The 25,706-nt window shown below is 60.7% G+C and carries 23 protein-coding genes; 17 read left to right on the plus strand and 6 right to left on the minus strand.

Annotated features, from left to right (window positions below; all coding sequences use genetic code 11):
• Positions 1 to 97: 97 nt before the first annotated feature.
• The 3 genes from BMY45_RS09765 to gap form a co-directional block, all read right to left on the minus strand.
• Positions 98 to 1,060, minus strand: a complete 963-nt coding sequence (locus tag BMY45_RS09765; protein WP_092397049.1) for a FecR family protein — start codon at positions 1,058 to 1,060, stop codon at positions 98 to 100.
• A gap of 112 nt (positions 1,061 to 1,172) precedes the next feature.
• A complete protein-coding gene (locus BMY45_RS09770; RefSeq protein WP_092397051.1) occupies positions 1,173 to 1,691 on the minus strand; it encodes an RNA polymerase sigma factor in 519 nt (172 codons plus the stop codon).
• A 177-nt stretch (positions 1,692 to 1,868) separates the two neighbouring features.
• Entirely contained in the window at positions 1,869 to 2,870 is a 1,002-nt protein-coding gene (gene gap / locus BMY45_RS09775) for a type I glyceraldehyde-3-phosphate dehydrogenase (RefSeq protein ID WP_092397053.1), read from the minus strand.
• 219 nt (positions 2,871 to 3,089) lie between these two features.
• Between gap and edd the strand changes: the two genes are divergently transcribed.
• The 11 genes from edd (at position 3,090) to BMY45_RS09830 (ending at position 16,932) form a co-directional block, all read left to right on the plus strand.
• Positions 3,090 to 4,916 (plus strand): phosphogluconate dehydratase, encoded by a 1,827-nt coding sequence (gene edd / locus BMY45_RS09780; protein ID WP_047228367.1) that lies wholly within the window; start codon positions 3,090 to 3,092, stop codon positions 4,914 to 4,916.
• Positions 4,913 to 5,872: a glucokinase gene (locus BMY45_RS09785; protein ID WP_047228366.1), complete on the plus strand. Its 960-nt coding sequence runs from the start codon at positions 4,913 to 4,915 to the stop codon at positions 5,870 to 5,872. The genes edd and BMY45_RS09785 overlap by 4 nt, the downstream gene beginning before the upstream one ends.
• A gap of 180 nt (positions 5,873 to 6,052) precedes the next feature.
• On the plus strand, positions 6,053 to 6,784 hold the full coding sequence (locus tag BMY45_RS09790) for a response regulator (RefSeq protein ID WP_092397055.1): 732 nt from the start codon (positions 6,053 to 6,055) through the stop codon (positions 6,782 to 6,784).
• Positions 6,785 to 6,815: 31 nt separating this feature from the next.
• On the plus strand, positions 6,816 to 8,243 hold the full coding sequence (locus BMY45_RS09795; protein WP_371264111.1) for an ATP-binding protein: 1,428 nt from the start codon (positions 6,816 to 6,818) through the stop codon (positions 8,241 to 8,243).
• Between the two features lie 244 nt (positions 8,244 to 8,487).
• Positions 8,488 to 9,747, plus strand: a complete 1,260-nt coding sequence (locus BMY45_RS09800) for a D-mannose isomerase (protein ID WP_092397059.1) — start codon at positions 8,488 to 8,490, stop codon at positions 9,745 to 9,747.
• A 117-nt stretch (positions 9,748 to 9,864) separates the two neighbouring features.
• Positions 9,865 to 11,166, plus strand: coding sequence for an ABC transporter substrate-binding protein (locus BMY45_RS09805; RefSeq protein WP_092397061.1), 1,302 nt, complete (start codon positions 9,865 to 9,867; stop codon positions 11,164 to 11,166).
• Positions 11,167 to 11,283: 117 nt separating this feature from the next.
• Positions 11,284 to 12,192 carry a carbohydrate ABC transporter permease gene (locus tag BMY45_RS09810; protein ID WP_092397063.1) on the plus strand — a complete coding sequence of 303 codons (909 nt, stop codon included), beginning with the start codon at positions 11,284 to 11,286 and terminating at the stop codon, positions 12,190 to 12,192.
• Positions 12,185 to 13,030: a carbohydrate ABC transporter permease gene (locus BMY45_RS09815; protein WP_092397065.1), complete on the plus strand. Its 846-nt coding sequence runs from the start codon at positions 12,185 to 12,187 to the stop codon at positions 13,028 to 13,030. The genes BMY45_RS09810 and BMY45_RS09815 overlap by 8 nt, the downstream gene beginning before the upstream one ends.
• A 2-nt stretch (positions 13,031 to 13,032) precedes the next feature.
• Entirely contained in the window at positions 13,033 to 14,193 is a 1,161-nt protein-coding gene (locus BMY45_RS09820) for an ABC transporter ATP-binding protein (RefSeq protein WP_092397067.1), read from the plus strand.
• Positions 14,194 to 14,414: 221 nt separating this feature from the next.
• Positions 14,415 to 15,761, plus strand: a complete 1,347-nt coding sequence (locus tag BMY45_RS09825; RefSeq protein WP_092397069.1) for a carbohydrate porin — start codon at positions 14,415 to 14,417, stop codon at positions 15,759 to 15,761.
• A 316-nt stretch (positions 15,762 to 16,077) separates the two neighbouring features.
• A complete protein-coding gene (locus BMY45_RS09830; RefSeq protein WP_092397071.1) occupies positions 16,078 to 16,932 on the plus strand; it encodes a D-hexose-6-phosphate mutarotase in 855 nt (284 codons plus the stop codon).
• Positions 16,933 to 17,089: 157 nt separating this feature from the next.
• Here BMY45_RS09830 and BMY45_RS09835 read toward each other — a convergent pair whose 3' ends face one another.
• Positions 17,090 to 17,950 carry a MurR/RpiR family transcriptional regulator gene (locus BMY45_RS09835; RefSeq protein WP_171061416.1) on the minus strand — a complete coding sequence of 287 codons (861 nt, stop codon included), beginning with the start codon at positions 17,948 to 17,950 and terminating at the stop codon, positions 17,090 to 17,092.
• Positions 17,951 to 18,146: 196 nt separating this feature from the next.
• On the opposite strand from BMY45_RS09835, the gene zwf reads away from it, so the two are divergent.
• From zwf to BMY45_RS09850, 3 genes are read left to right on the plus strand one after another with little or no spacing between them, the layout of a single operon-like run.
• The gene (gene zwf, locus BMY45_RS09840) at positions 18,147 to 19,616 is read left to right on the plus strand and encodes a glucose-6-phosphate dehydrogenase (protein ID WP_092397073.1); all 1,470 of its coding nucleotides are present in this window, start codon (positions 18,147 to 18,149) and stop codon (positions 19,614 to 19,616) included.
• Positions 19,603 to 20,316 carry a 6-phosphogluconolactonase gene (pgl, locus tag BMY45_RS09845; RefSeq protein WP_092397075.1) on the plus strand — a complete coding sequence of 238 codons (714 nt, stop codon included), beginning with the start codon at positions 19,603 to 19,605 and terminating at the stop codon, positions 20,314 to 20,316. The genes zwf and pgl overlap by 14 nt, the downstream gene beginning before the upstream one ends.
• Positions 20,317 to 20,333: 17 nt before the next feature.
• Positions 20,334 to 20,999 carry a bifunctional 4-hydroxy-2-oxoglutarate aldolase/2-dehydro-3-deoxy-phosphogluconate aldolase gene (locus tag BMY45_RS09850; protein WP_092397077.1) on the plus strand — a complete coding sequence of 222 codons (666 nt, stop codon included), beginning with the start codon at positions 20,334 to 20,336 and terminating at the stop codon, positions 20,997 to 20,999.
• Positions 21,000 to 21,242: 243 nt separating this feature from the next.
• On the opposite strand, the gene BMY45_RS09855 is transcribed toward BMY45_RS09850, so the two are convergent.
• Positions 21,243 to 22,430: an aminotransferase class V-fold PLP-dependent enzyme gene (locus BMY45_RS09855; RefSeq protein WP_092397079.1), complete on the minus strand. Its 1,188-nt coding sequence runs from the start codon at positions 22,428 to 22,430 to the stop codon at positions 21,243 to 21,245.
• Between the two features lie 12 nt (positions 22,431 to 22,442).
• Entirely contained in the window at positions 22,443 to 22,679 is a 237-nt protein-coding gene (locus BMY45_RS09860; RefSeq protein WP_092397081.1) for a DUF3820 family protein, read from the minus strand.
• A 205-nt stretch (positions 22,680 to 22,884) separates the two neighbouring features.
• Between BMY45_RS09860 and BMY45_RS09865 the strand changes: the two genes are divergently transcribed.
• The 3 genes from BMY45_RS09865 (at position 22,885) to BMY45_RS09875 (ending at position 25,705) form a co-directional block, all read left to right on the plus strand.
• Complete coding sequence (locus BMY45_RS09865; RefSeq protein WP_092397083.1) at positions 22,885 to 23,352, plus strand: PA2169 family four-helix-bundle protein; 468 nt, start codon at positions 22,885 to 22,887, stop codon at positions 23,350 to 23,352.
• 159 nt (positions 23,353 to 23,511) lie between these two features.
• The gene (locus tag BMY45_RS09870; RefSeq protein ID WP_092397085.1) at positions 23,512 to 25,512 is read left to right on the plus strand and encodes an FUSC family protein; all 2,001 of its coding nucleotides are present in this window, start codon (positions 23,512 to 23,514) and stop codon (positions 25,510 to 25,512) included.
• Positions 25,499 to 25,705 (plus strand): DUF1656 domain-containing protein, encoded by a 207-nt coding sequence (locus BMY45_RS09875; RefSeq protein WP_092397087.1) that lies wholly within the window; start codon positions 25,499 to 25,501, stop codon positions 25,703 to 25,705. Before BMY45_RS09870 ends, BMY45_RS09875 begins: the two co-directional genes overlap by 14 nt.
• Position 25,706: the final 1 nt, after the last annotated feature.

A 25,706-nucleotide genomic window follows, 5' to 3' on the forward strand; every position in this document is an offset into this window, starting at 1 on the left:
CTGTTATAGGTGCAGATGATGTCGCTAGATGCGAATCAATTGCATTGGCTATAACGAGACGGACCAGCGGAGCCTATCGAGTAAAAATAATTCTCATTTAGTTCAAGATCACCAGCGCCGGGAATTCCTGGAGACGGGCAGAGGTGATATGGGCCAAAGAGCGCACCACGTCCAGCGGCTGGTCGAGGCGGTAATTGCCGGTCACGGCGACCTGGGCCAACTGTTCGTTGTTGTTGATGATCCAGCCGGGGTAGTAGCGTCGCAGCTCGGCCAGCACCTGGCTCAACGGTCGGTTCTCGAACACCAGTCGCCCCTGCACCCACGCCAGATCGGTGCCGGCATCCATCTGTACAGGGCGGTCGAAGCCGTTGGGACCGATGCGGATGCTTTCCCCGGCCGACAACCTGATATGGGCGTCATAACGCGTGGCCCGCAAATCCACATCACCGCGCTGCACCTGCACTTGCGTCACGCCATCGAGGTAGCGCACCGCGAAGGAGGTGTCGCTGACGCTGGCGATAACCGGACCGGCGTCGATTTGCAGGGGCAGGTGGCGAGTGTCCGGGACTTCGAAAAACGCTTCGCCTTTGTACAACCGGGCCATGTGTCGTTGGTCGTTGAATGTGCTGGAAAAGGCCGAATCGGTGTTGAGCAGGACCTGGGAGCCATCCTCCAGTTGCAGGCGCTGGCGTTCACCGACCACGGTCAGGTGATCGGCCTGCAGACGCAGGGGCAGGTCGCTGAAGTTGAACAGGCCCAGAAACAGCACGGCAGCGGTGGCCAAGGGTTTCCAATGGGCGCGCAAGCGTGACAGTGCGCTGGCCTGGGGGCGGCTTTTGAGTTGCCGGGCGCTTTGCATCACTTGCGGGCCGTTCCAGATCGCCTGGGCCCGCTTGAATGCCTGGCCATGGCGCGGATCGGCCGCCAGCCAGGCCTGGAACTGCCGGGTCTGCTCCTCGCTGGGGTTGTCCAGCAGAATGAGCCAGTCCAGCGCCTGTTCCATGGCATGGGCGGTGTCCTGCGCCGCAGCGTGCTCAGGGGCACGGTGTTTGTCTGTCACGGTGGTTCCTCGCAGTGTCTTTTGCACGGCTATTTAGCGTCAGCGACCTAGCCTAGCAGGGCCGCAGGCCAGCGCAATCGGCGACGGCCTCTTAGAGAAAATCCTTACAGGCTCAGTCGCAACCAAGGCGTTCGGCCACGCCCACACAGATTGCCATGATCAGCTTCAGTTCCTTCTGCACGGTGCTCAGCGACACGTCCAGCCGCTTGGCGATGTCCTGATAGCTGTGACCATGCAGCCGGCTGAGGATAAAAATCTGTTGCTGTCGCGGGCTAAGCGCTTGCAGCCTGACATTGAGGCGTTCGAGCATTTGCTCGGCATGGGCCGCGTCTTCGGCGCTGCTTTGGGGGGCGATCACGTTGTGGATAACTTCTTGCGGCACGTCGTCCAGCAGGGTCCGGGACTGAATACGCCGCGCACGCAAGTGGTCCAGCGCCAGGTTGCGGGCGGTCTGGAAGACAAACGGCTCAAGATGCTCGACCGTGCGTTCAGCCAGTGCGCGGGTGACGCGCAGGTAGGTTTCCTGAAGCAGGTCTTCGGCGGTGCTGGGGTTGTTGACCATGCGCTGGAGGGTGCGCAGCAGTGGCGTACGCTGGGCAAGGAAGACGTGATGGAAGCGCGATTGACTCACGGTAGGGCCCGATTCGGTTTGACTAGATGATAATGCTTATCATCTACCGCGATGGTCAAGGCCTGATTTCATGTAGGAGCTGCCGCAGGCTGCGATCTTTTCCGGCTCAATTGAGTCGCAAGCGAAACATCAAGATCAAAAGATCGCAGCCTTCGGCAGCTCCTACGGTGCCGAACATTATTCGGCGTTACACAACGCCAGGCAGTTATCCAGCATGCGGTTGGAGAAGCCCCATTCGTTGTCATACCAGGCCAGTACCTTGAGCAGCTTGCCGCTGGCCTTGGTGTGGTTGGCGTCGAAAATCGACGACAGCGGGTTGTGGTTGAAATCGCTGGAGACCAGCGGCAGGGTGTTGTAACCGAGGATCTTCGAATGCTGGCTGGCCTGGCGCAGCAGTTCGTTGACTTCTTCGGCCGACGCTTCACGCTTGAGCTGCACGGTCAAATCCACCAGCGACACGTTGATCACCGGCACGCGCACGGCCATACCGGTCAGCTTGCCCGCCAGTTCCGGCAACACCAGGCCCACCGCCTCGGCGGCACCGGTCTTGCTGGGGATCATGTTCTGGGTGGCCGAACGGGCGCGGTATGGGTCGCTGTGATAGACGTCGGTCAGATTCTGGTCATTGGTGTAGGCATGGATCGTGGTCATCAGGCCGCTTTCGATGCCCAGTTCGCGGTGCAGCACCTGAGCCACCGGGGCCAGGCAGTTGGTGGTGCACGAAGCGTTGGAAATGATCTGGTGGGACTGGCGCAGGATGTCGTGGTTCACGCCATACACCACGGTGGCGTCGGCACCCTTGGCCGGGGCTGAAATGATCACCTTGCGGGCGCCGGCGCTGAGGTGGGCCGCGGCCTTGGCGCGGTCGGTGAACAAACCGGTGCATTCGAACACGACGTCGATTTTTTCGGCGGCCCAAGGCAGTTCGGCCGGGTTGCGGATAGCGCTGACCGAGATACGGTCGCCATTGACCGTCAGGCTTTCGTGATCGTGCTGCACGTCGGCATCGAAGGTGCCGTGAACCGTGTCGAACTTGAGCAGATGAGCATTGATTGCACTGTCGCCCAGATCGTTGATGGCGACGATCTGCAAGTCGCGACGATAACCTTGGGTATACAGTGCACGGAGGACGTTGCGGCCGATGCGGCCAAAACCATTGATTGCGATTCGAAGAGTCATTAACTGCGCCGCCGTCGATTTGTTGTTGGAATTACAAGATTATTCGCATAAAAATAGAAAACAAGCCTTTTTAGTGGCAATATTTTGTTTTATCTACAACGAGTGACCTGAATCAACTGGTCCGAATGGTCAAGAAATCCGCTGTCGCCCAATGCGTGGCGGGGTTTTGACCAGCATAGACAATCAGGTCGCCACACCCGTTAGCCTGGAGTTCTACACATGCATCCCCGCGTTCTTGAGGTCACCGAACGGCTTATCGCCCGCAGCCGCGCCACGCGTCAGGCTTACCTTGCATTGATCCGCGGTGCGGCCAGCGACGGACCGATGCGCGGCAAGCTGCAATGCGCCAACTTCGCCCACGGCGTGGCCGGTTGCGGCACCGAAGACAAGCATCACCTGCGGATGATGAACGCAGCCAACATCGCCATCGTGTCTTCCTACAACGACATGCTCTCGGCCCATCAGCCCTACGAAACCTTCCCGGAACAGATCAAGAAAGCCTTGCGCGAGATCGGCTCGGTTGGCCAGTTCGCCGGTGGCACGCCGGCCATGTGCGATGGCGTGACCCAAGGCGAGGCGGGGATGGAATTGAGCCTGCCGAGCCGTGAAGTGATCGCGCTGTCGACGGCGGTGGCGTTGTCCCACAACATGTTTGACGGCGCACTGATGCTCGGCATCTGCGACAAGATCGTGCCAGGCCTGATGATGGGCGCGCTGCGTTTCGGTCATTTGCCGACGATTTTCGTGCCAGGCGGACCTATGGTCTCGGGCATTTCCAACAAGCAGAAAGCCGATGTGCGTCAGCGTTATGCCGAGGGCAAGGCCACCCGCGAAGAGCTGCTGGAGTCGGAGATGAAGTCCTACCACAGCCCCGGTACCTGCACGTTCTACGGCACCGCCAACACCAACCAGTTGTTGATGGAAGTCATGGGCCTGCACTTGCCGGGGGCCTCGTTCGTCAACCCGAACACGCCGTTGCGTGATGCCCTGACCCGCGAAGCGGCGTTCCAGGTCACGCGCCTGACCAAGCAGAGCGGCAACTTCATGCCCATCGGCGAAATCGTTGATGAGCGCTCGCTGGTCAATTCCGTTGTCGCGCTGCACGCCACCGGCGGTTCCACCAATCACACCTTGCACATGCCGGCCATCGCCATGGCCGCCGGTATCCAACTGACCTGGCAGGACATGGCCGACCTCTCCGAGGTGGTGCCGACCCTGAGTCACGTCTATCCGAACGGCAAGGCCGACATCAACCATTTCCAGGCGGCGGGCGGCATGTCATTCCTGATCCGCGAGTTGCTGGAAGCCGGCTTGCTCCACGAAAACGTTAACACCGTGCTGGGCCACGGCCTGAGCCGCTACACCCAGGAACCGTTTCTCGAAGACGGCGAACTGGTATGGCGCGAAGGCCCGATCGAAAGCCTCGATGAAAACATCCTGCGTCCGGTGGCCCGCGCGTTCTCCGCCGAGGGCGGCTTGCGGGTGATGGAAGGCAACCTGGGGCGCGGCGTGATGAAAGTCTCGGCAGTGGCTCTGGAAAACCAGGTCGTCGAAGCCCCGGCCATGGTCTTCCAGGATCAACAGGACCTGGCCGATGCGTTCAAGGCCGGCCTGCTGGAAAAAGATTTTGTCGCGGTGATGCGCTTCCAGGGCCCGCGCTCCAATGGCATGCCGGAGCTGCACAAGATGACGCCGTTCCTCGGCGTATTGCAGGATCGCGGTTTCAAAGTGGCCTTGGTGACCGATGGGCGCATGTCTGGTGCGTCGGGGAAAATTCCGGCGGCGATCCACGTCAGCCCCGAAGCCTACGTCGGCGGCGCATTGGCCCGCGTGCAGGAGGGCGATATCATCCGCGTCGATGGCGTCAAAGGCACCTTGGAGTTGAAGGTGGACGCCGAGGAATTCGCCGCACGCACACCGGCCAAGGGCTTGTTGGGCAACAACATTGGCACCGGTCGCGAGCTGTTTGGTTTCATGCGCATGGCCTTCAGCTCGGCAGAGCAGGGCGCCAGCGCCTTCACTTCTGCCCTGGAGACGCTTAATTGAAACTGGCTTTGGTCGGTGACATCGGTGGGACCAACGCACGGTTCGCCTTGTGGAAGAACCACAACCTGGAAAATATCCAGGTGCTGGCGACCGCGGATTACGCCTGCCCCGAAGATGCCATCAAGGTTTACCTGAGCGGCGTGGGCCTGAAACCGGGCTCGATCGGTTCGGTGTGCCTGTCCGTGGCGGGGCCGGTCAGCGGCGATGAGTTTCGCTTCACCAACAATCACTGGCGCCTGAGCAATCTGGCCTTTTGCAAGACCCTTGAGGTCGAGAAGCTGTTGCTGGTCAATGACTTTTCGGCCATGGCCCTGGGCATGACGTGCTTGCGTCCCGATGAATACCGGGTGGTTTGCGAGGGCACGCCGGAACCGTTGCGTCCGGCGGTGGTGATCGGCCCTGGCACCGGGCTGGGTGTGGGTACGTTGCTGGATTTGGGCGGCGGTCGTTTCGCGGCATTGCCGGGGGAGGGCGGTCATGTCGACTTGCCCATGAGCAGCCCGCGGGAAACCCAGCTGTGGCAGCACATCTACAACGAGATCGGTCATGTCAGCGCCGAAACCGCCCTGAGCGGCAGCGGGTTGCCTCGGGTGTACCGCGCCATCTGCGCGGTGGATGGCCATACTCCGGTGCTCGACACGCCCGAGTCCATCACCGCCGCCGGCCTGGCCGGAGACCCCATTGCCCTGGAAGTGCTCGAGCAATTCTGCCGCTGGCTGGGGCGGGTGGCCGGTAACAATGTGCTGACGGTGGGTGGGCGTGGCGGTGTCTACATCGTCGGCGGGGTGGTCCCACGCTTCGCCGATTTTTTCCTTGAAAGCGGTTTCGCCCGCTGCTTCGCCGACAAGGGCTGCATGAGCGATTACTTCAAGGGCATCCCGGTCTGGCTGGTGACGGCGCCTTATTCCGGGCTGATGGGCGCGGGTGTGGCGTTGGAGCAGTCGAACCCGGTTTAGAGTTGAAATGTGCCCCCTGTGGGAGCGAGCCTGCTCGCGATAGCGGTGTATCAGCCAACATTCGTGGCGACTGAGACACTGCTATCGCGAGCAGGCTCGCTCCCACAGGGTTTGCAGTGTTTGTAGATTCCGTCCTTCAGGCATAATCCGCCCCAACCCAAACAACAAGGACGAGGCCCCGTGAGTTCAGTGAACAAATCGATTTTGTTGGTCGACGACGACCAGGAGATTCGCGAACTGCTGGACACTTACCTCAGCCGTGCGGGTTTTCAGGTGCGTACTACCCCTGATGGCGCCGGGTTTCGCCAGGCACTGAACGAAGCCCCCAGCGATCTGGTGATCCTTGACGTGATGCTGCCCGACGAGGACGGCTTCAGCCTTTGCCGCTGGGTTCGCCAGCACCCGCGCCAGGCCCATGTGCCGATCATCATGCTCACGGCCAGTTCCGACGAGGCCGACCGGGTCATCGGCCTGGAGCTGGGGGCCGACGATTACCTGGGCAAACCTTTCAGTCCGCGTGAACTCCAGGCGCGCATCAAGGCGCTGTTGCGTCGGGCGCAGTTTGGCCAGGAACGCGCCGGCGGCGAAGTGCTGGCCTTCGACGAGTGGCGGCTGGACATGGTCAGTCATCGGCTGTTCCACGCCGACGGCGAAGAAGTGATTCTTTCCGGCGCCGATTTCGCCTTGCTCAAGCTGTTTCTTGACCATCCCCAGGAAATCCTCGACCGCGACACCATTGGCAACGCCACTCGCGGTCGCGAGTTGATGCCCTTGGATCGAATCGTCGACATGGCCGTCAGTCGCTTGCGCCAGCGTCTGCGTGACACCGACAAGCCACCACGGTTGATCCGCACGGTGCGCGGCAGTGGTTATCAACTGGCGGCCAGTGTGGTTGCCAGCAATGGTCATTGATTGGATCAAGAAAATAGCCCGACGGGTGCCGGTGCCGCGTTCGTTGCTTGGAAGAATGCTGCTGTTGACCCTGCTGGTGGTGCTGTTCGCCCAGACCCTGTCCAGCTTGATCTGGGTCTCGCAACTGCGCGCCACCCAGCTCGAAGGGCTGGTCACCAGCGCCCGTAGCCTGGCCCATTCGATGACCGCCAGTGTCAGCTATCTGCGCTCGTTGCCGGTGGCTTACCGGCCATTGGTGCTGGATCAATTGCGCAGCATGGGCGGCACGCGGTTTGTCGTCACGCTCAACGACAAACCCCTGGGCATGGACGTGCTGCCGGTTACGCCGCGCAAGCTGGCGGTGCTCAAGGCGGTGGACGATGTACTGCGCAAATCCCTGGGCAAGGATGCCGACATCTCGGTGAAGTTTGTCAGCCCCGAAGATCTGCGGATTTTCAACGGCGGCCTGAAGCTTGATGAATTGCCGCGCTCTTGGGCCCATTACGCCTTGACCCTGGAACCGGTGAACCCGCCGGTGCTGGTCACGCAAATCCAGATGGCGCCGGGCGAATGGCTGTACATCGCTTCGCTGCTGCCCGAACCCTACACCAGCCTTGAAGAACAGGACCTGCCGGCGCAGCAGGTTGGCTTTATCGTGCTGACCAGCAGCCTGTTGTTGCTGTTCATCGGTTTGCTGGTGCATTGGCAGAGCCGGCCCCTCAAACGCCTGGCCCGGGCGGCACGCGACATGTCCCTGGGCGCCGAAGTGGAACCGGTGGCCGAAGGCGGTGGCAGCGAAGTGGTGGAAGTGGGCAGGGCATTCAACGCCATGCGTGAGCGCATCAGCCGTTACCTGACCGAACGCAGCCAATTGTTCAGCGCGATTTCCCATGACCTGCGCACGCCGATCACCCGCCTGCGGCTGCGGGTCGAACTGCTGGAAGACGAAAACCTGCAAGCCAAGTTCGGCCGCGATCTGGACGAACTGGAGTTGTTGGTCAAAGGCGCGTTGCAATGCGTCAAGGACACCGATATTCACGAAAACATCGAGCCGGTGGACCTCAACCATGTACTCGACTGCCTGGTCGAACCGTATCTGGCGCCCAACGGCAACGGTCGGGTGACCCAGGATGGTCGCGCGTTGGCGCCGTATCCCGGCAAGCCGCTGGCCCTCAAACGCTGCATCGGCAACCTGATCGACAACGCGCTGAAGTACGGGCAGAACGCCCACCTGCACATCGATGACGATGACACCGCGTTCATCCTGCACGTCGACGACGAGGGACCGGGTGTGCCGGAGCAACGCCTGGAGCAAGTCTTCGAACCGCACTTTCGCCTGGCCGGGCAGCAGCAAGGATACGGCCTGGGCCTGGGTATCGCCCGCAACATCGCCCATAGCCATGGTGGCGAAGTGAGCCTGCAAAACCTGCGTGAAGGGGGGTTGCGGGTGACGTTGCAGTTGCCTCGCAGTGTCGATTAGTCAGACCGCGTTATCGTTCTTCGCGAGCAGGCTCGCTCCCACAGGGTTCGGTGGCGACCACAAAAATTGTTTATTCCCTGGCGCCAATGTGGGAGCGAGCCTGCTCGCGATGACGCCGTCTGGTTCAGCACATCTCTCAAGTGAATGTCACAAGTCGGTGACATAACTCGCCCCTTTCGTTACCTGCCGGCCGCCATCCCTTGTTTAGACTCCCTGCGTCAAAACAACAAAAAAAGGTACTCCCATGGACACCTTCCAACCGGCCTTCAGTAGTTGGCTGAACGCACCTGCCCACCAGCAATGGCTTGCCGCCGAAGGCTTGCGCCTGCTGGCGTTCGCCAAAGCCGCGAAGCTGCCGGACGGCTTTGGCAATCTGGACGACCAGGGCCGCCTGCCGGACGATGCCCGGGCTGAAACCATGAACACCGCGCGCATGACCCATAGCTTTGCCATGGCTCATATCCAGGGGCTGCCCGGTTTCGCCGAACTGGTGGACCACGGTGTCCAGGCCCTCAGCGGCCCTCTGCGGGACGCCGAGCACGGCGGCTGGTTCGCCACGGCGCAACCCCATGAGAGCGACACCGGCAAGGCCGCCTACCTGCACGCATTTGTCGCCTTGGCGGCCAGTTCCGCGGTGGTGGCCCAACGTCCTGGCGCCCAGGCGCTGCTGGATGAAGCCGTGCGGGTGATCGATGCGCACTTCTGGAGCGAAGAGGAGGGCGCCCTGCGCGAGTCCTTCAACCGCGACTGGAGCGGCGAGGAAGCCTATCGCGGCGCCAACAGCAACATGCACGCCACCGAAGCGTTCCTGGCGCTGGCCGATGCCACGGACGAGCCCCGCTGGCTGGTCCGCGCGCTGCGTATCGTTGAGCGGGTCATCCACGGCCACGCCGCCGCCAATGACTACCTGGTGGTGGAACATTTCGATCGCCACTGGCAGCCGCTTCGCGAGTACAACCACGACAACCCCGCCGACGGTTTTCGCCCTTACGGCACCACGCCCGGCCACGGTTTCGAATGGGCGCGGCTGCTGTTGCACCTAGAAGCCGCGCGGGTGCAGATTGGCATGTTGACGCCCGGCTGGCTGGCCCAGGATGCGCAAAAACTCTTTGACCAGAACTGCCGTCACGGTTGGGAGGTCGATGGCGCGCCAGGCATTGTCTACACCCTGGACTGGGACAATCGCGCGGTGGTTCGTCATCGCCTGCATTGGGTGCATGCCGAAGCAGCGGCCGCCGCCAGCGCCTTGCTCAAACGCACCGACGAGGCGCAATACGAAGTCTGGTACCGGCGGTTCTGGGAGTTCTGTGACAAACATTTCATCGACCGTTGCAACGGTAGTTGGCACCACGAACTCGATCCGCAGAACCGCCCCAGCGCCGACATCTGGCCGGGCAAACCGGACTTGTATCACGCCTGGCAGGCGGTGCTGATCCCGCGTTTGCCCCTCGCCCCCAGCATGGCGACGGCGTTGGCGAAACTCTCCAGCCCCGCGCCTGTGTAACCATGCCGTGACATTTACGCGTCCCTTCGTTACCTGCCAAGGGATTTCCCCTGTTTAGAATCCATGCAGCGCAAGCATCAGACTTGCATGCATAACAACAAGAAAGGTACTTCCTAGATGAATGCGATTTCTCGCCTCGCTACTGTCATTTCTCTTGCTTCCCTGCTTCCCGTCGCAGCATTCCCTGTCAGCGCCCTTGCCGCCGAATCCAAAGGCAGCGTCGAAGTCGTTCACTGGTGGACGTCCGGTGGCGAAAAAGCCGCAGTCGATGTGCTCAAGGCCCAGGTCGAGAAAGACGGTTTTACCTGGAAGGATGGCGCTGTTGCCGGGGGTGGCGGTTCCACGGCCATGACCGTGCTCAAGAGCCGCGCCGTGGCCGGTAACCCTCCGGGTGTGGCCCAGATCAAAGGCCCGGACATCCAGGAGTGGGCGTCCACCGGGCTGCTCGACACCGACGTCCTGAAAGACGTGGCCAAAGCAGAGAAGTGGGACAGCCTGCTCGACAAGAAAGTCTCCGATACCGTGAAGTACGAAGGTGATTACGTCGCCGTGCCGGTGAACATCCACCGCGTCAACTGGCTGTGGATCAACCCCGAAGTCTTCAAGAAAGCCGGCATCACCAAGAACCCGACCACCCTCGAAGAATTCTACGCCGCCGGCGACAAGCTCAAGGCAGCAGGCTTCATTGCGCTGGCCCACGGCGGCCAGCCTTGGCAGGACAGCACCGTGTTCGAAGCCGTGGTGCTCTCAGTCATGGGGGCCAAAGGCTACAAGGATGCCCTGGTCGATCTGAAACCTGGCGCGCTTACCGGCAAGGATATGGTCAAGGCACTGACCGAGTTGAAGAGAGTCGCGACCTACATGGACGTCGACGGCAAGGGGCAGGACTGGAACCTGGAAGCGGCCAAGGTCATCAACGGCAAGGCCGGCATGCAGATCATGGGTGACTGGGCCAAGAGCGAGTGGACCGCCGCCAAGAAAGTCGCCGGCAAGGACTACGAGTGCGTAGCGTTCCCGGGCACCGACAAGGCCTTCACCTACAACATCGACTCCCTGGCGGTGTTCAAGCAGAAAGACGAAGGCACCGCGGCCGGCCAGCAGGATATCGCCAAGGTCGTGCTGGGTGAGAACTTCCAGAAAGTCTTCAGCATCAACAAGGGTTCGATTCCGGTGCGCAACGACATGCTGGCCGACATGGGCAAATACGGTTTCGATTCCTGCGCCCAGACCGCGGCCAAGGACTTCCTGGCGGACGCCAAGTCCGGCGGCCTGCAGCCAAGCATGGCGCACAACATGGCGACGACGCTGGCGGTACAGGGCGCGTTCTTTGACGTGGTGACCAACTACATCAACGACCCGAAAGCCGATCCTGCCGATGCTGCCATGAAACTTGGCGCAGCAGTGCAGTCGGCCAAGTAACCGTTAGCACCGCGCCCCCCTGTGGGAGCGAGTCTGTGGGAGCAAGCTCAGCTCCCACACAGGCTCGCTCCCACAAGGGATGCGAGTAGTCTTTTTTCTCAAGTACTGGATTTCCCCATGAGTTCTGTTGCTGTGTTCAGCAAGGCCTCGCCGTTCGATGCATTGCAGCGCTGGCTACCAAAACTGGTGCTGGCGCCGAGCATGTTCATCGTGCTGGTGGGCTTCTACGGTTACATCTTGTGGACGTTTGTTCTGTCGTTCACCACCTCGACCTTTCTGCCCAATTACAAGTGGGCCGGCCTGGCGCAGTACGCACGGCTGTGGGACAACGACCGCTGGTGGGTGGCGAGCAAGAACCTGGCAGTCTTCGGTGGCATGTTCATCGGCATCACCCTGGTGATCGGTGTACTGCTGGCGGTGTTTCTTGACCAGCGCATTCGTCGCGAGGGTTTCATCCGCACCATTTACCTGTACCCGATGGCGCTCTCGATGATCGTCACCGGTACGGCCTGGAAGTGGTTGCTTAACCCGGGCATGGGCCTGGACAAATTGTTGCGTGACTGGGGCTGGGAAGGCTTCCGCCTGGACTGGCTGATCGACCCGGACCGTGTGGTGTATTGCCTGGTGATCGCTGCGGTATGGCAGGCCTCGGGCTTCATCATGGCGATGTTCCTGGCCGGCCTGCGCGGTGTTGATCAATCGATCATCCGCGCCGCGCAGATCGATGGCGCGAGCATGCCGCGCATCTACTGGAAAGTGGTGCTGCCGAGCCTGCGTCCGGTGTTCTTCAGCGCCGTAATGATCCTGGCGCACATCGCGATCAAGAGCTTTGACCTGGTGGCGGCAATGACGGCCGGCGGCCCGGGTTACTCCTCTGACCTACCCGCCATGTTCATGTACTCCTTCACCTTCAGTCGCGGCCAGATGGGCATGGGCTCGGCCAGTGCGATTCTGATGCTCGGTGCGATTCTCGCAATCATCGTGCCTTACCTGTACTCCGAGCTGAGGACCAAGCGCCATGACTAGTCTCGCTGCCAAACCTGCCATCAGCCTGAGTCGCATCGCGATCTACGCGGTACTGATCCTTGCCGTATTGCTTTACCTGGTGCCGTTGGTGGTCATGCTGTTGACCAGCTTCAAGACACCGGAAGACATCAGCACCGGCAACCTGCTGAGCTGGCCGACCGTGGTCACCGGCATCGGTTGGGTCAAGGCCTGGGCCACGGTTGACGGGTACTTCTGGAACTCGATCAAGATCACCGTCCCCGCGGTGCTGATCTCCACCGCGATCGGTGCATTGAACGGCTACGTGTTGTCGATGTGGCGCTTTCGCGGTTCGCAGTTGTTCTTCGGCCTGTTGTTGTTCGGATGCTTCCTGCCATTCCAGACCGTCCTGCTGCCGGCTTCCTTCACGCTCGGCAAGATGGGCCTGGCCAGTACCACCACGGGCCTGGTGTTCATCCATGTGGTCTACGGCCTGGCGTTCACCACGCTGTTCTTCCGTAACTACTACGTGAGCATTCCCGATGCGCTGGTGAAAGCGGCGCGACTGGATGGTGCGGGTTTCTTCACCATTTTCCGGCGGATCATCCTGCCGATGTCCACCCCGATCATCATGGTCTGCCTGATCTGGCAGTTCACTCAGATCTGGAACGACTTCCTGTTTGGCGTGGTGTTCTCCAGCGGCGATTCGCAGCCCATCACGGTGGCGCTGAACAACTTGGTCAACACCAGTACCGGGGCCAAGGAATACAACGTTGATATGGCGGCGGCGATGATCGCCGGGCTGCCGACCCTGCTGGTCTATGTGGTGGCAGGCAAGTATTTCGTGCGCGGTCTGACGGCCGGCGCAGTCAAGGGGTAATCATGGCAACGCTCGAACTTCGCAATGTAAACAAGACCTATGGTGCCGGTCTGCCGGACACCCTGAAGAACATCGAGTTGTCGATCAAGGACGGTGAGTTCCTGATCCTCGTCGGCCCTTCGGGCTGCGGCAAGTCGACGCTCATGAACTGCATCGCCGGCCTTGAAACCATTACCGGCGGCGCGATCATGATCGGTGACCAGGACGTCAGCGGCATGAGCCCCAAGGATCGCGACATCGCCATGGTGTTCCAGTCCTACGCGCTGTACCCGACCATGAGCGTGCGTGAGAACATCGAGTTCGGTCTGAAGATTCGCAAGATGAATCAGTCGGCCATCGATGAGGAAGTCACTCGCGTGGCCAAGCTGCTCCAGATCGAGCACCTGCTCAACCGCAAGCCCGGCCAGCTTTCCGGTGGCCAGCAACAGCGCGTGGCCATGGGCCGGGCGCTGGCGCGGCGGCCGAAGATCTACCTGTTCGACGAACCGCTGTCCAACCTCGACGCCAAGCTGCGGGTCGAGATGCGCACCGAAATGAAACTGATGCACCAGCGCCTGAAGACCACCACGGTCTACGTGACTCACGACCAGATCGAAGCCATGACGCTGGGCGACAAAGTGGCGGTGATGAAGGACGGCATCATCCAGCAGTTCGGCACGCCGAAAGACATCTATACCAACCCGGCCAACCTGTTCGTGGCGAGCTTCATCGGTTCGCCACCGATGAACTTCATCCCCCTGCGCCTGCAACGCAAGGACGGTCGCCTGCTGGCATTGCTCGACAGTGGCCAGGCCCGTTGCGAGCTGCCGATGGGCATGCAGGATGCGGGTCTGGAAGACCGTGAGGTGATCCTTGGCCTGCGCCCGGAACAGATCATGCTGGCGGGCAACGAGCCCAATGGTTTGCCCACCATTCGCGCCGAAGTCCAGGTCACCGAACCCACCGGGCCGGACACGCTGGTGTTCGTCAACCTGAACGACACCAAGGTTTGCTGCCGCCTGGCGCCGGACGTGGCGCCGCAGGTGGGGGAGACCCTGACGCTGCAGTTCGATCCCTCGAAAGTGCTGCTGTTCGATGCCAAGTCCGGCGAACGCCTGGGCGTGGCCGGCCAGGCACCGGCCGATACCCGAGCCGCCAACGTCGCGCAATTCAAAGGACGGTGAAGAACAAATGTGGGAGCGGGCTTGTGGGAGCTGAGCTTGCTCGCGATGAACGATAACGCGGTCATTTGAAAGACCGAGGTGCTTTCATCGCGAGCAAGCTCAGCTCCCACACAAGCCCGCTCCCACAAGGGGTATGCGGTGAGTGGGGGACCACTCACCGCAATCGTTGTAAACCGCGTTAGATAAAAACAGTTAATAACAATAAAGACGAGGATGTAGGGATGAAGAAGAACAACAACGCCCAGCGTGTCTGCCAATTGTCCGCTGTTGCGGCGATGATGCTGGCCGGTAGTGCGCATGCGGCCGAGGCTTTCAGCGCCGATTCGCAGTGGATGACGGGCGACTGGGGTGGCGAGCGGACCAGGCTGATCGAGCAAGGTATCGATATCAAGGCTGATTTTGTTGGTGAGATGGGGGCCAACCTCGACGGCGGTTACAACGATGACAAGACTGCGCGTTGGTCCCAGCAGTTTGGCTTGGGCGTAGCGCTGGACCTGGAGAAACTGGCGGGTTGGGGTGATACCACGGCCAAGATTCAATTCACTCGCCGGGACGGTCGCAACATCTCCAACGACCGTATCGGTGATCCACGTGCCGGCACCCTCAGCTCTTCCCAGGAAGTCTGGGGCCGTGGGCAAACCACCCGTCTGACCCAGCTGTGGATCAAGCAGCAGTATTTCGACAGTAAGCTGGATGTCAAAGCCGGTTATTACGGGGTCGGTGAAGATTTCAACAGTTTCCCGTGCGAGTTCCAGAACCTGGCGTTCTGCGGTTCGCAAGCCGGTAACTGGGCAACCGGCATCTGGTACAACTGGCCGATCATGCAGGCGGCGATTCGCGTCAAGTACAACCTCACGCCGGAACTCTATGCGCAGATCGGTGCTTACAACCAGAACCCTTCGCAACTGGAAAACGGCAACCGCTACAAGCTTAGCGGCAGTGGCACCCAGGGCACGCTCATTCCGGTCGAGTTGGTCTGGTCGCCCAAGCTCAATAGCCTGCCAGGCGAGTACCGTATCGGTTACTACAAAAGTACGGCCAAGGCTGATGACGTCCGCGAAGATGACAATGGCCAGGATGCCGCGACAACCGGTAACGCCTACCGCAGCCACAGCAGCAAGGATGGCTACTGGTTCGTGGTGCAGCAACAGCTCACCAGCCACAATGGCGACGCCTCGCGCGGTCTGAACATTGCGGCCAACGCCACCTTCCATGACAAGGAAACCAACGTCGTCGACAACTACCAGTCGCTGATGTTCGTGTACAAGGGGCCGTTCAATGCGCGTCCTAAAGATGACGTCGGGATCGGTTTTTCCCGCATCCATGTCAACGAAGATGTGAAGAAAAACGCCGAGCTGGTCAACGCGGCCAATGGTGTCAGCGACTACGACGATCCGTTGTTTTCGCCGTTGCGTGGCACCGAATACAACTACGAAATCAACTATGGTTTCCACGTGACCAACTGGCTGACCGTACGCCCTAACCTGCAATACATCACGCATCCAGGTGGTGTGAATGAAGTCGACGACGCGCTGGTCGCCGGTCTGAAAATTCAGTCGGTGTTCTAACGCTGTTGCGATAAGCTCCTCTCTATGTGCGCATATTTGCGGATGGCCAAGGCTGTCCGCTTTTTTTTGGGGTGTGTGTTCGCTAACACAGGACCTGTGGCGAGGGCGCTTGCTTGCGCTGGGTTTTGTAGGAGCTGGCGAAGCCTGCGATCTTTTGATTTTGATCTTTCGCTCTCGATTCAATTGGCTGTGGAAAGATCGCAGCCTCGCTTCGCTCGACAGCTCCTACAGAACCCAGCGGGAGCAAGCTCCCTCGCCACAAAAAGAGCGCGTTGCAAACAAATGAGCAACTCAATGATTTCCAGGACCGCAGCTCATGCATGAGCATCCGCTACAACGCTTTTTCAGATCTTTGCGCGAGCGCCCGGTGTTTGCGTGGGAGCGCTATCGGCAACGCGATGTGCTGGTGATCGATCATCCGCTGTGCCAGGCGGTGTTCAGTCGTCAGGGCGCGCAGCTATTGCACTTTCAGCCGCGGGGTCAGAAACCCTGGCTGTGGTGCGCGGCCAAGTGGCCACAAGTCGGCGCAATACGCGGTGGGGTGCCGGTGTGTTGGCCGTGGTATGGCCGTCACCCCAGCGAAAACGCCTGGCCGTCTCATGGCTGGGCACGGTTGATCGACTGGAAACTGCTCGACAGCCGCAGCGATGAAACAGGCGTGCACCTGCACTGGCAGCTCCAGTTGTGCGACTGGCAGGTGGACCTGCACGCCGACTTGGGCGAGCGTATGGAATTACGCTTGAGCACCGAGCATCAAGACAGCCTGCCGTGCCAATTGAGCCAGGCTTTGCACGCCTACTGGCGTATTGGTGATGTCGGTGAGATAGCGCTGTCCGGGCTCGAAGGCGCGCAGGGCTACGACCAGTTGAATCGCGCAGTCTGTCAGCAGGAAGGCGACTTGCGCGTCGAGGGCGGTTGTCAGCGGGTGTTCCAGCATGAGGGTGAACTGCAGCTTAAGGACCACGCCTGGCAGCGTGAGCTGTACATCGACACCGGCGCCAGCGCCGATACCGTGGTGTGGCATCCCGGTGCCCGGCCTTTGCTGGGGGTGAGCTGGGATGAAATCAGCGAATTCGTGTGTGTCGAGGCGGCCAGCGGCGGCACCGATAGCCTGTGCCTGGCGCCGGGGGAGCGGGCGCATTTGAGTTTGCAGGCGTGGGTGGGGGCTTAACTCAGGATCTCTGGTGTGGCGACTGGCGCCTTCGCGAGCAAGCCCGCTCCCACAAGGTCCATGTTTGATCACAAATTATGTGAACAACTCGAACCCCATGTGGGAGCGGGCTTGCTCGCGAAGACGGACGATCAGGCACTGAAGATTTTGGATTGAGTCAGTTGAACTCATCCCCCACCGGATACCGGCTGGCATTGAGGCTTTCCTTGATCTTGCGCAGATGCGGCTGGAAGTCCACACCGCGGCGCAAGGTCATGCCGGTGGCGAGCACGTCCAGCACGGTGAGCTGGATGATCCGCGAGGTCATCGGCATATAGATGTCGGTGTCTTCGGGCAGTGGGATGTTCAGACTCAGGGTGCTGGCCTTGGCCAGGGGCGAGCCTTCGGCGGTCAGCCCCAGTACCGACGCGCCGTTCTCCCGGGCAATGCGCGCCACTTCCACCAGCTCGCGGGTACGGCCGGTGTAGGAAATGATCACGAACAGCTCGCCCGTGTGGGCCACTGACGCGATCATCCGCTGCATCAGCACATCGGCGTGGGCGGTCACCGCCAGGTTGAAGCGGAAGAACTTGTGCTGGGCATCCAGCGCCACCGGTGCCGAAGCGCCGAGGCCGAAGAAGTGGATCTGCCTGGCCTGGATCAGCAGGTCCACGGCACGGCTGATCAAATTGGGATCAAGGGCCTGGCAGGCGCTGTCCAATGAGGCAATGGCACTGCCAAAGATTTTCCGGGTGTAGGCTTCCGGATTGTCATCGGCCTCCACCGCGCGACTGACATACGCGGCGCCGCTGGCCAGGCTTTGGGCCAGTTGCAGCTTGAGTTCCGGGTAGCCGCTGACGCCGAATGAACGGCAGAAACGGTTGACGGTGGGTTCGCTGACCGAAGCGGCCTGGGCGAGGGCAGCGATGGAGAAGCGAGTGGCCTGCTGTGGGTTGAGCAGGATCACTTCGGCCACTTTGCGTTCTGCCTTGTTCAGGTCTTCAAGGCGACTCTGGATCTGTTCCAGTAAATTTCGCACGCGGTCCATACAAGATTCCTAGAAAGACGGGTCTTTGATACGACCCTTTGCGGTGGCCTATCCTACTGATGGCTCCGGTGTACCACCACTCGGAATCGGTATTTTCGAAAAATGTTGTGGTTATTACTACATTTTTCCTTGAGTGATGCCTTGAAAAAAGGTATTTGTAGCTTAACTTGATAAAAGAACAAACATCATGCATTCGATTACGGTTGAACCGTGCACCTTCGCCTTGTTCGGCGCGTTGGGCGACCTGGCCTTGCGCAAGCTGTTTCCTGCCCTTTATCAGCTCGATGGCGCCGACCTGCTGCACGAGGACACGCGGATCATTGCCCTGGCCCGGGAGCCGGGCAGCGAGCAGCAACACCTGGCGTTCATCGCCGCTGAGTTGCGCCGCTACGTGGGCGACAAGGATCTGAACGAGACCGTGGTCGAACGCTTCCTAGGGCGACTGACTTATCTGCACGTGGATTTCCTCAAGGCCGACGACTATGTCGCCCTGGCCGAGCAGGCCGGTTCAGCCCAGCAAGTCATTGCCTATTTTGCCACCCCTGCGGCGGTGTATGGAGCGATCTGCGAGAACCTGGCGAAGGTCGGTTTGTGCGAAAACACCCGTGTCGTGCTGGAGAAACCCATCGGCTCGGACCTGGAATCGTCGCGCAAGGTCAACGACGCCGTGGCGCAGTTCTTCCCGGAAAACCGCACCTATCGCATCGACCACTACCTGGGTAAAGAGACGGTACAGAACCTGATCGCGCTGCGGTTCGCCAACAGCCTGTTCGAAACCCAGTGGAACCAGAATTACATTTCCCACGTGGAAATCACTGTCGCCGAGAAGGTCGGCATCGAAGGCCGTTGGGGCTATTTCGACAAGGCCGGCCAACTGCGCGACATGATCCAGAATCACCTGTTGCAGTTGCTCTGCCTGATTGCCATGGACCCGCCGGCCGACCTGTCCGCCGACAGCATCCGTGACGAGAAGGTCAAAGTGCTCAAGGCCCTGGCGCCCATCAGCCCGGAAGGCCTGACCACTCAAGTGGTGCGTGGCCAGTACATCGCCGGCCACAGCGAGGGCAAGTCGGTGCCAGGTTACCTGGAAGAGCCCAACTCCAACACCCAGAGCGATACCGAAACCTTCGTGGCCCTGCGCGCCGACATTCGCAACTGGCGCTGGGCCGGGGTGCCGTTTTATCTGCGCACCGGCAAGCGCATGCCGCAGAAGCTGTCGCAGATCGTCATTCACTTCAAGGAACCGTCCCACTACATCTTCGCCCCCGAGCAGCGCTTGCAGATCAGCAACAAACTGATCATCCGCCTGCAACCGGACGAAGGGATTTCCTTGCGGGTGATGACCAAGGAGCAAGGCCTGGACAAGGGCATGCAATTGCGCAGCGGTCCGTTGCAACTCAACTTTTCCGACACCTATCGCAGCGCGCGGATTCCCGATGCCTACGAGCGGTTGTTGCTGGAAGTCATGAACGGCAATCAGAACCTGTTTGTCCGTAAAGATGAAATTGAAGCCGCGTGGACGTGGTGTGACCAGTTGATTGCCGGATGGAAGAAATCCGGCGATGCGCCCAAGCCGTATGCGGCCGGGTCCTGGGGGCCAATGAGCTCCATTGCACTGATCACGCGGGATGGGAGGTCATGGTATGGCGATATCTGAAGTGAAACTGCCGCAGGGCGTCAGCGCCCACGAATTCAAAAGCCCGATGCTGTTGGCCGAGGGCTTGGCGTTGAAGGTGGCCGAGCAATTACGCACGGCCATCGAGGCGCGCGGCACGGCGACCCTGGTGGTCTCCGGCGGTCGTAGCCCGGTGGCGTTTTTCCAGAGCCTGGCCAAACAGGCGCTGGACTGGTCGAACGTGGTAGTGAGCCTGGCCGACGAGCGCTGGGTGCCGGTTGAGCACGCTGACAGCAACGCCGGTCTGCTCAAGCGTTACCTGCTCCAAGGTGCGGCGGCCAAGGCCCAGTTCCTGAGCCTCTACAGCGCCAGCGCCGACCTGGAAGCCGCAGCCGAGCAGGCCGATCGTTTGCTGGCCGAGCTGCCGCCTATCGACGTACTGGTGTTGGGCATGGGCGATGACGGGCACACCGCCTCGTTGTTCCCCGCCAGCCCGAACCTGGCTCAAGCCTTGGATGCCAATGGCGTTCGCCGCTGCTGGCCGATGCTGGCGCCCACCGTGCCACACCAACGCCTGACCATGAGCCGCGCCCTGCTGGCCTCGGCCAAGCACAAAGTGCTGTCGATTTCCGGTCAGTCGAAATTGACCACCCTGAACGCTGCGGTGGCCGGTGACAATGTTGCCGAAATGCCGGTTCGCGCGTTTTTGCAACCTACGTTAGAGATTTACTGGTGCCCATGAACCAAGGATCAGCCGCTATGAAAAACCCATCCCCGACCGTTTCCATGGCGGACAAAGTTACCCTGATCGACAGCCTTTGCGCCAAGGCGCGGATCCTGCCGGTGATCACCATCGCCCGTGAGCAGGACATTCTGCCGCTGGCCGATGCCCTGGCTGCTGGCGGCCTGACGGCGCTGGAAGTGACTTTGCGTTCCCAGTACGGCCTCAAGGCTATCCAGGTGCTGCGCGAGCAACGTCCGGAACTGGTGACGGGCGCCGGCACGGTGCTCGATCGCCACATGCTGGCCGCCGCCGAGGCCGCCGGTTCTCAGTTCATCGTTACCCCAGGCATCACCCGTGATTTGCTGGAGGCCAGCGTTGACAGCCCGATCCCGTTGCTGCCGGGCATCAGCAACGCCTCCGGCATCATGGAAGGTTATGGCCTGGGCTATCGCCGCTTCAAACTGTTCCCGGCAGAAGTCAGCGGCGGTGTCGCGGCCATCAAGGCCCTGGGCGGCCCGTTCGGTGAAGTGAAATTCTGCCCGACCGGCGGCGTAAGCCCGGCCAATATCAAGAGCTACATGGCGTTGAAAAACGTGATGTGCGTGGGCGGTAGCTGGATGCTTGATCCTGAGTGGATCAAGAACGGCGACTGGGCCCGTATTCAGGAATGCACCGCTGAGGCGCTGGCGCTGCTGGACTGATTGTCTTACCGAACCTTCGTTGGGTGTTCTACGGTTTTACGGTGCGCTTGGTCGGCGCGCCGTTTTTTTTGCCTGGGTTTTATCGTACCGCGCTGGATGAACGCTGGATTTGTGGCGAGGGGATTTATCCCCGTTGGGGCGCGCAGCGGCCCCGAAACCTGACATCTCGGTGCGTCAGATAGGTTAAGTCCCACCTTGCTGGGCTGCTGCGCAGCCCTGCGGGGATAAATCCCCTCGCCACAACTACATTCGGCTCAGGTTAATCAGCGCCGCAGTCAACCGCTCAATGTCACTCGCCAACGTAATCAACCCAGGCGTAATGCGGATACACGGCCCGACACTGGTGTTACGCACCACTGTGAAGATCCCATAGTCATTGAGCAGTCGATCAGCCATCGCCTGTTGATCGGGGTGGTCGGTGAAGCGCATCGACGTGATGCCGCAGTACAGGCGCGGATCGTCCGGCGTCATGATTTCGATACCCGGCACATCACGCACGGCATTCACCCAGAGGTCGCGCAGATAACTGAGCCGCGCGCCCTTGGCCGATGCGCCCCCCAATGCACGGTGCTCCTCCAGTACCAGAGGCAGCGTGAGCAAGGCCGGGATATTGGGCGTGCTGTGGGGCGTTCGCGAGCGCACATCAGTGGCAGGACAATGATCTTCGTCCATGTCCGGGTCGATGTCGGCCAGCCGTTGCGGTGCGATGTATAAAAAGCCCAGGGCCAGTGGCCCGCCGATCCACTTCTGCAGGTTGAACCCGGCGAATTCGATACCGAGCTTTTTCAGGTCGAAATCGATCTGGCCCAAGGCATGGGCACCGTCGAGAATGATATCGACGCCAAACTCACGAGCGGTCTCGGCAATGGCCTGGACCGGCATCACCAGCCCGGTGAGGTGGTTGACGTAAGTCAGCGCCATCAGCTTGAGGCGCGGATAACGAATGAACGCTTGGCGATAAGTGCCCACCAGGCTTTCGAAACTGGCGGGGTAGGGGTGGACGAGTTCAATGACCTGCACGCCCCGCTGCCGGGCCAGCCAGCGCATCGCGCTTTTGACCGACGCGTATTCCAGATCACAGATCAATACCTGATCGCCAGGCTTGAGGCCGTTGTAGTTGCGAATCAGCGTTTGCAGAGCGTCTACAGCGCTGTTGGCCAGCGCTACGCCAGCGGGGGATGCGTGGATCAGCTGTGCCACTTGCTGGCGAATCGCTTCGCCATGGTCCCGGTCGAAATGCTGGCGTACGTACACCGAGTTACCGCGGTTGACGAACTCGATGTTGCGTTGGTACTCCTCGACCACGGTCCGGGACATGCGGCCGAAGTAGCCGTTTTCCAGATTGAGCGGAGCATGAGGGTCGACATCGTAGCGGCCCACGAAAGTCTCCCAGAAGCTTTCATCGTGGGCGCGCAGGGTGTTCTCGGGCATGGCGGGGCTCAATCAATGTTGGGGCTTGGGTTTGCCATGTTTGGCGCGCAGTGGGTCAAGCAGATCCGACAGACCGTTGTGGTCGATCTCCTGCATCAGCGCTAGCAAAGCGCCCAGTTCCCCGTGAGGAAAACCCTCGCGAGCGAACCAGTTCAGGTATTGCCCGGGAAGGTCGGCCAGGATTCGGCCTTTGTATTTGCCGAAAGGCATCTGGCGCGTGACCAGCAGTTCGAGCTTTTGCGGATTCATGGTCTGGGTCTTGATTCAGTCAACCTGGAAAATACAGGCATTCTGCATGCAGGCCAAATGACAGATCATGCAAATAACGCGGATACAGTTTTTTTGTTTTTGACTAACTTATTGATTGTTAAGTGTTTTGTTGGTGGTCTTGGGCTGGCACGGCCGATGCAATATTCCTTGTAGGTTTTTATTCACCAAGCAAAGGAATTGAAAAATGACCGACATCAACAAAGAATCCATCTCCGTCCTGAACGACCTGATCGAAACCAGCAAAGACGGTCAGGAAGGTTTCAAGACTTGCGCTGAAGACATCAAGCATCCACAACTCAAGGCATTGTTCGCCCAGCGCGCCGCAGACTGCGCCACTGCGGCGGCTGAGCTGCAAGCTGCCGTACGTTCGCTGGGCGGCGATCCGGAAACCTCGACCAGCGTGGCCGGTGACCTGCACCGCCGTTGGGTCGACGTGAAAGCCGTGTTCACTGGCAAGGACGAAGAAGCGGTCCTTAACGAAGCCGAGCGCGGCGAAGACCATGCTCTGAAGGCTTACAAGGAAGCCATGGAGAAAATCAGCAAGCACAACCTGGTAGGCATTCGCGACTTGGTTGAGCGTCAGTACCATGGCGTGCAGCGTAACCATGACCAGGTAAAAGCCCTGCGTAACGAGGCGCGCGTGCATTCTTAAACGCGCCCTGAGCTAAAAAACGCCAGCCTGTCTGGCGTTTTTTTATGCCGATCATGTCACTGTGGCGCTGGACTCAAATAGATAGCCAGCTAATAATTGCACCCTCCATCACCCTTTTATTGCATCTATCGTTACTGCGTTCCCAGAAGAGTTTTTCGCGTGCCCATTACTTTCCAGGCCCTGTTCGCCCCCGATCGCCTCGCTGTGCAATTCGCCATCAAGACCGTGCTCGGTGGCGGGCTGGCGCTTTGGCTGGCCTTGCGGTGGGGGTTGGAGCAGCCTTCATGGGCGTTGATGACCGCGATCATCGTGGCGCAACCGCTGTCCGGAATGGTGGTGCAAAAAGGCTTGGCGCGGCTGCTCGGAACGTTGGTGGGCACCGTCATGTCCGTGGTGTTCATGGGGCTGTTTGGCCAGGCACCGTGGTTGTTCCTGCTGGCGCTGGCCCTGTGGCTGGGCGTGTGCACGGCCTGTTCCACACTGCTGCGCAGCGCCTGGTCCTATTCGTTTGTGCTGGCCGGGTACACGGTGGCAATCATTGCCTTGCCGGCGATTTCCCATCCGCTGGGGGTGTTCGATCAGGCGGTGGCACGCTGTACGGAGATCAGCCTGGGCATTGTCTGCGCCACGGCGGCCAGCGCGTTGCTCTGGCCGTTGCGGGTCGAGCGGCAATTGGCCGATCAGGCCCGTGCCGCCTGGCAGAGCGGCATGCAGGCGGCCCGGGCGACGCTAACGGGGGATGCCCAGGCCCGGAAGGGGCTGCTGGAAATCCTCGGCAAGATCGTCGCCGTGGACGCCCAGCGCGAGCACGCCTGGTTCGAAGGCAGCCTGGGGCGGCAACGGGCTCGGGCCATCAGCGCTCTGAGCCAGAAACTGCTGATGCTGCTGCGCATCTCCCGCTCGGTACGGCGGCAATGGAAACAACTCGACCCTGAGGAAGCCGAGGCTCTCAAGCCTTGGATGAGCGAGGTGCAACAAGCCCTCGACGCCGACAGCGCGACCCTGCACGCCCTGCGACCACGGGTGTTGGACGCATCTCACGATCCACTGATCAGCTCGGCGCAAAGTTATTGCCTGGCCCGCTTCGCCTTGTTGCTCGATACCGCCCTGGCCGCCTGCGCAGCCTTGAGGGCGGTGCAAGAGGGCAGGGAGGCGGTGGATCCGCCGCGTACCCTGGCGCCCCATCGTGACCTACCCCTGGCCATGGTGTTCGGTGCGCGCAGCGCCCTGGCATTTCTGGCGGTCGCCTGTTTTTGGCTGGCCACTGCCTGGCCCGCCGCCTCAGGCGCGCTGGTGCTCACCTGTGTGGTGTGCAGTCTGTTCGCCAGTCGTGAAAACGGCGCGCAGATCGGCATGAGTTTTCTTCGGGGAATTCTGTTGGCGGTGCCGACGGCGTTTGTGATCGGCGAGATTTTGCTGCCGCAGTGGAGCAGTTTTGCGATGTTGTGCATGGCCATGGGCGTGCCGCTGTTCCTGGGAGCGCTGGGCATGGCCAAGCCGCAGATTTTCGCTACGGCCACCTCGTTCTGTCTGCATTTCGTGGTGCTGATATCGCCGCTCAACGCCATGAAATATGACGTGGCGGCGTTCTTCAACAATGCGCAAGCGATGATGATCGGAGTGGGCGCGGCGGTATTGGCATTCAACCTGCTGATTCTGCGCGATCCAGCCTGGCATAGCCGTCGTCTGCTGGCTGCCACGCTTGATGATCTGGTGCGCCTCACGCGTCGTAACCTGCGGGGCGCCGAGAGCTGGTTCGGCGGGCGCATGGCTGATCGGCTGCTGCAACTGGCGCGGCATTATCCCGAACTGCCGGTGCCGGCGCGTAGCCGTTGGGATGACGGATTGCTGGGCCTGGACATGGGGGACGAGTTGCTGCACCTGCGTTTGAGTCTGGCCGTCGCCCAAATGCCCGATAACCGGGCCCAGCGCCGTTATTTCGATGCGCTGGAGCAGGTGCTTGAGCGCGGTCCGGCAGTTGATCAGGCCGAAGCACTGGGCCCGGCGAGCGACGAGTTCCTGAAGGTGTTGTCGACGCAACCGCCCGGCGATGCGCTGAAACTGGCCCAGGGCGCGGTGGTGCAATTGCAGAACAGCTGGCGCGCCTGGTGCCGTCAGCATGAACCTGAACAACGGGAGCACAGCCATGGGCTTGCGTGAGTGGTCGATAGGCGGGGTATTGCTCAGCCCGTTTTTGATTTATGTGGTGCTGGCCTTGCTGGTGACCGGTGGGCTACGCCTGTTGCTCAGCCTCGTGCCGGTCGGGCGCTGGATCTGGCATGAAGCCTTGTTCGACTGCGCCCTGTATGTCTGTGTCCTGACTGTTATTACCCTGGTCCTCGGACCGTTATAAG

The sequence above is a fragment of the Pseudomonas sp. NFACC39-1 genome, assembly GCF_900110355.1.
Lineage (GTDB): Bacteria > Pseudomonadota > Gammaproteobacteria > Pseudomonadales > Pseudomonadaceae > Aquipseudomonas > Aquipseudomonas tehranensis.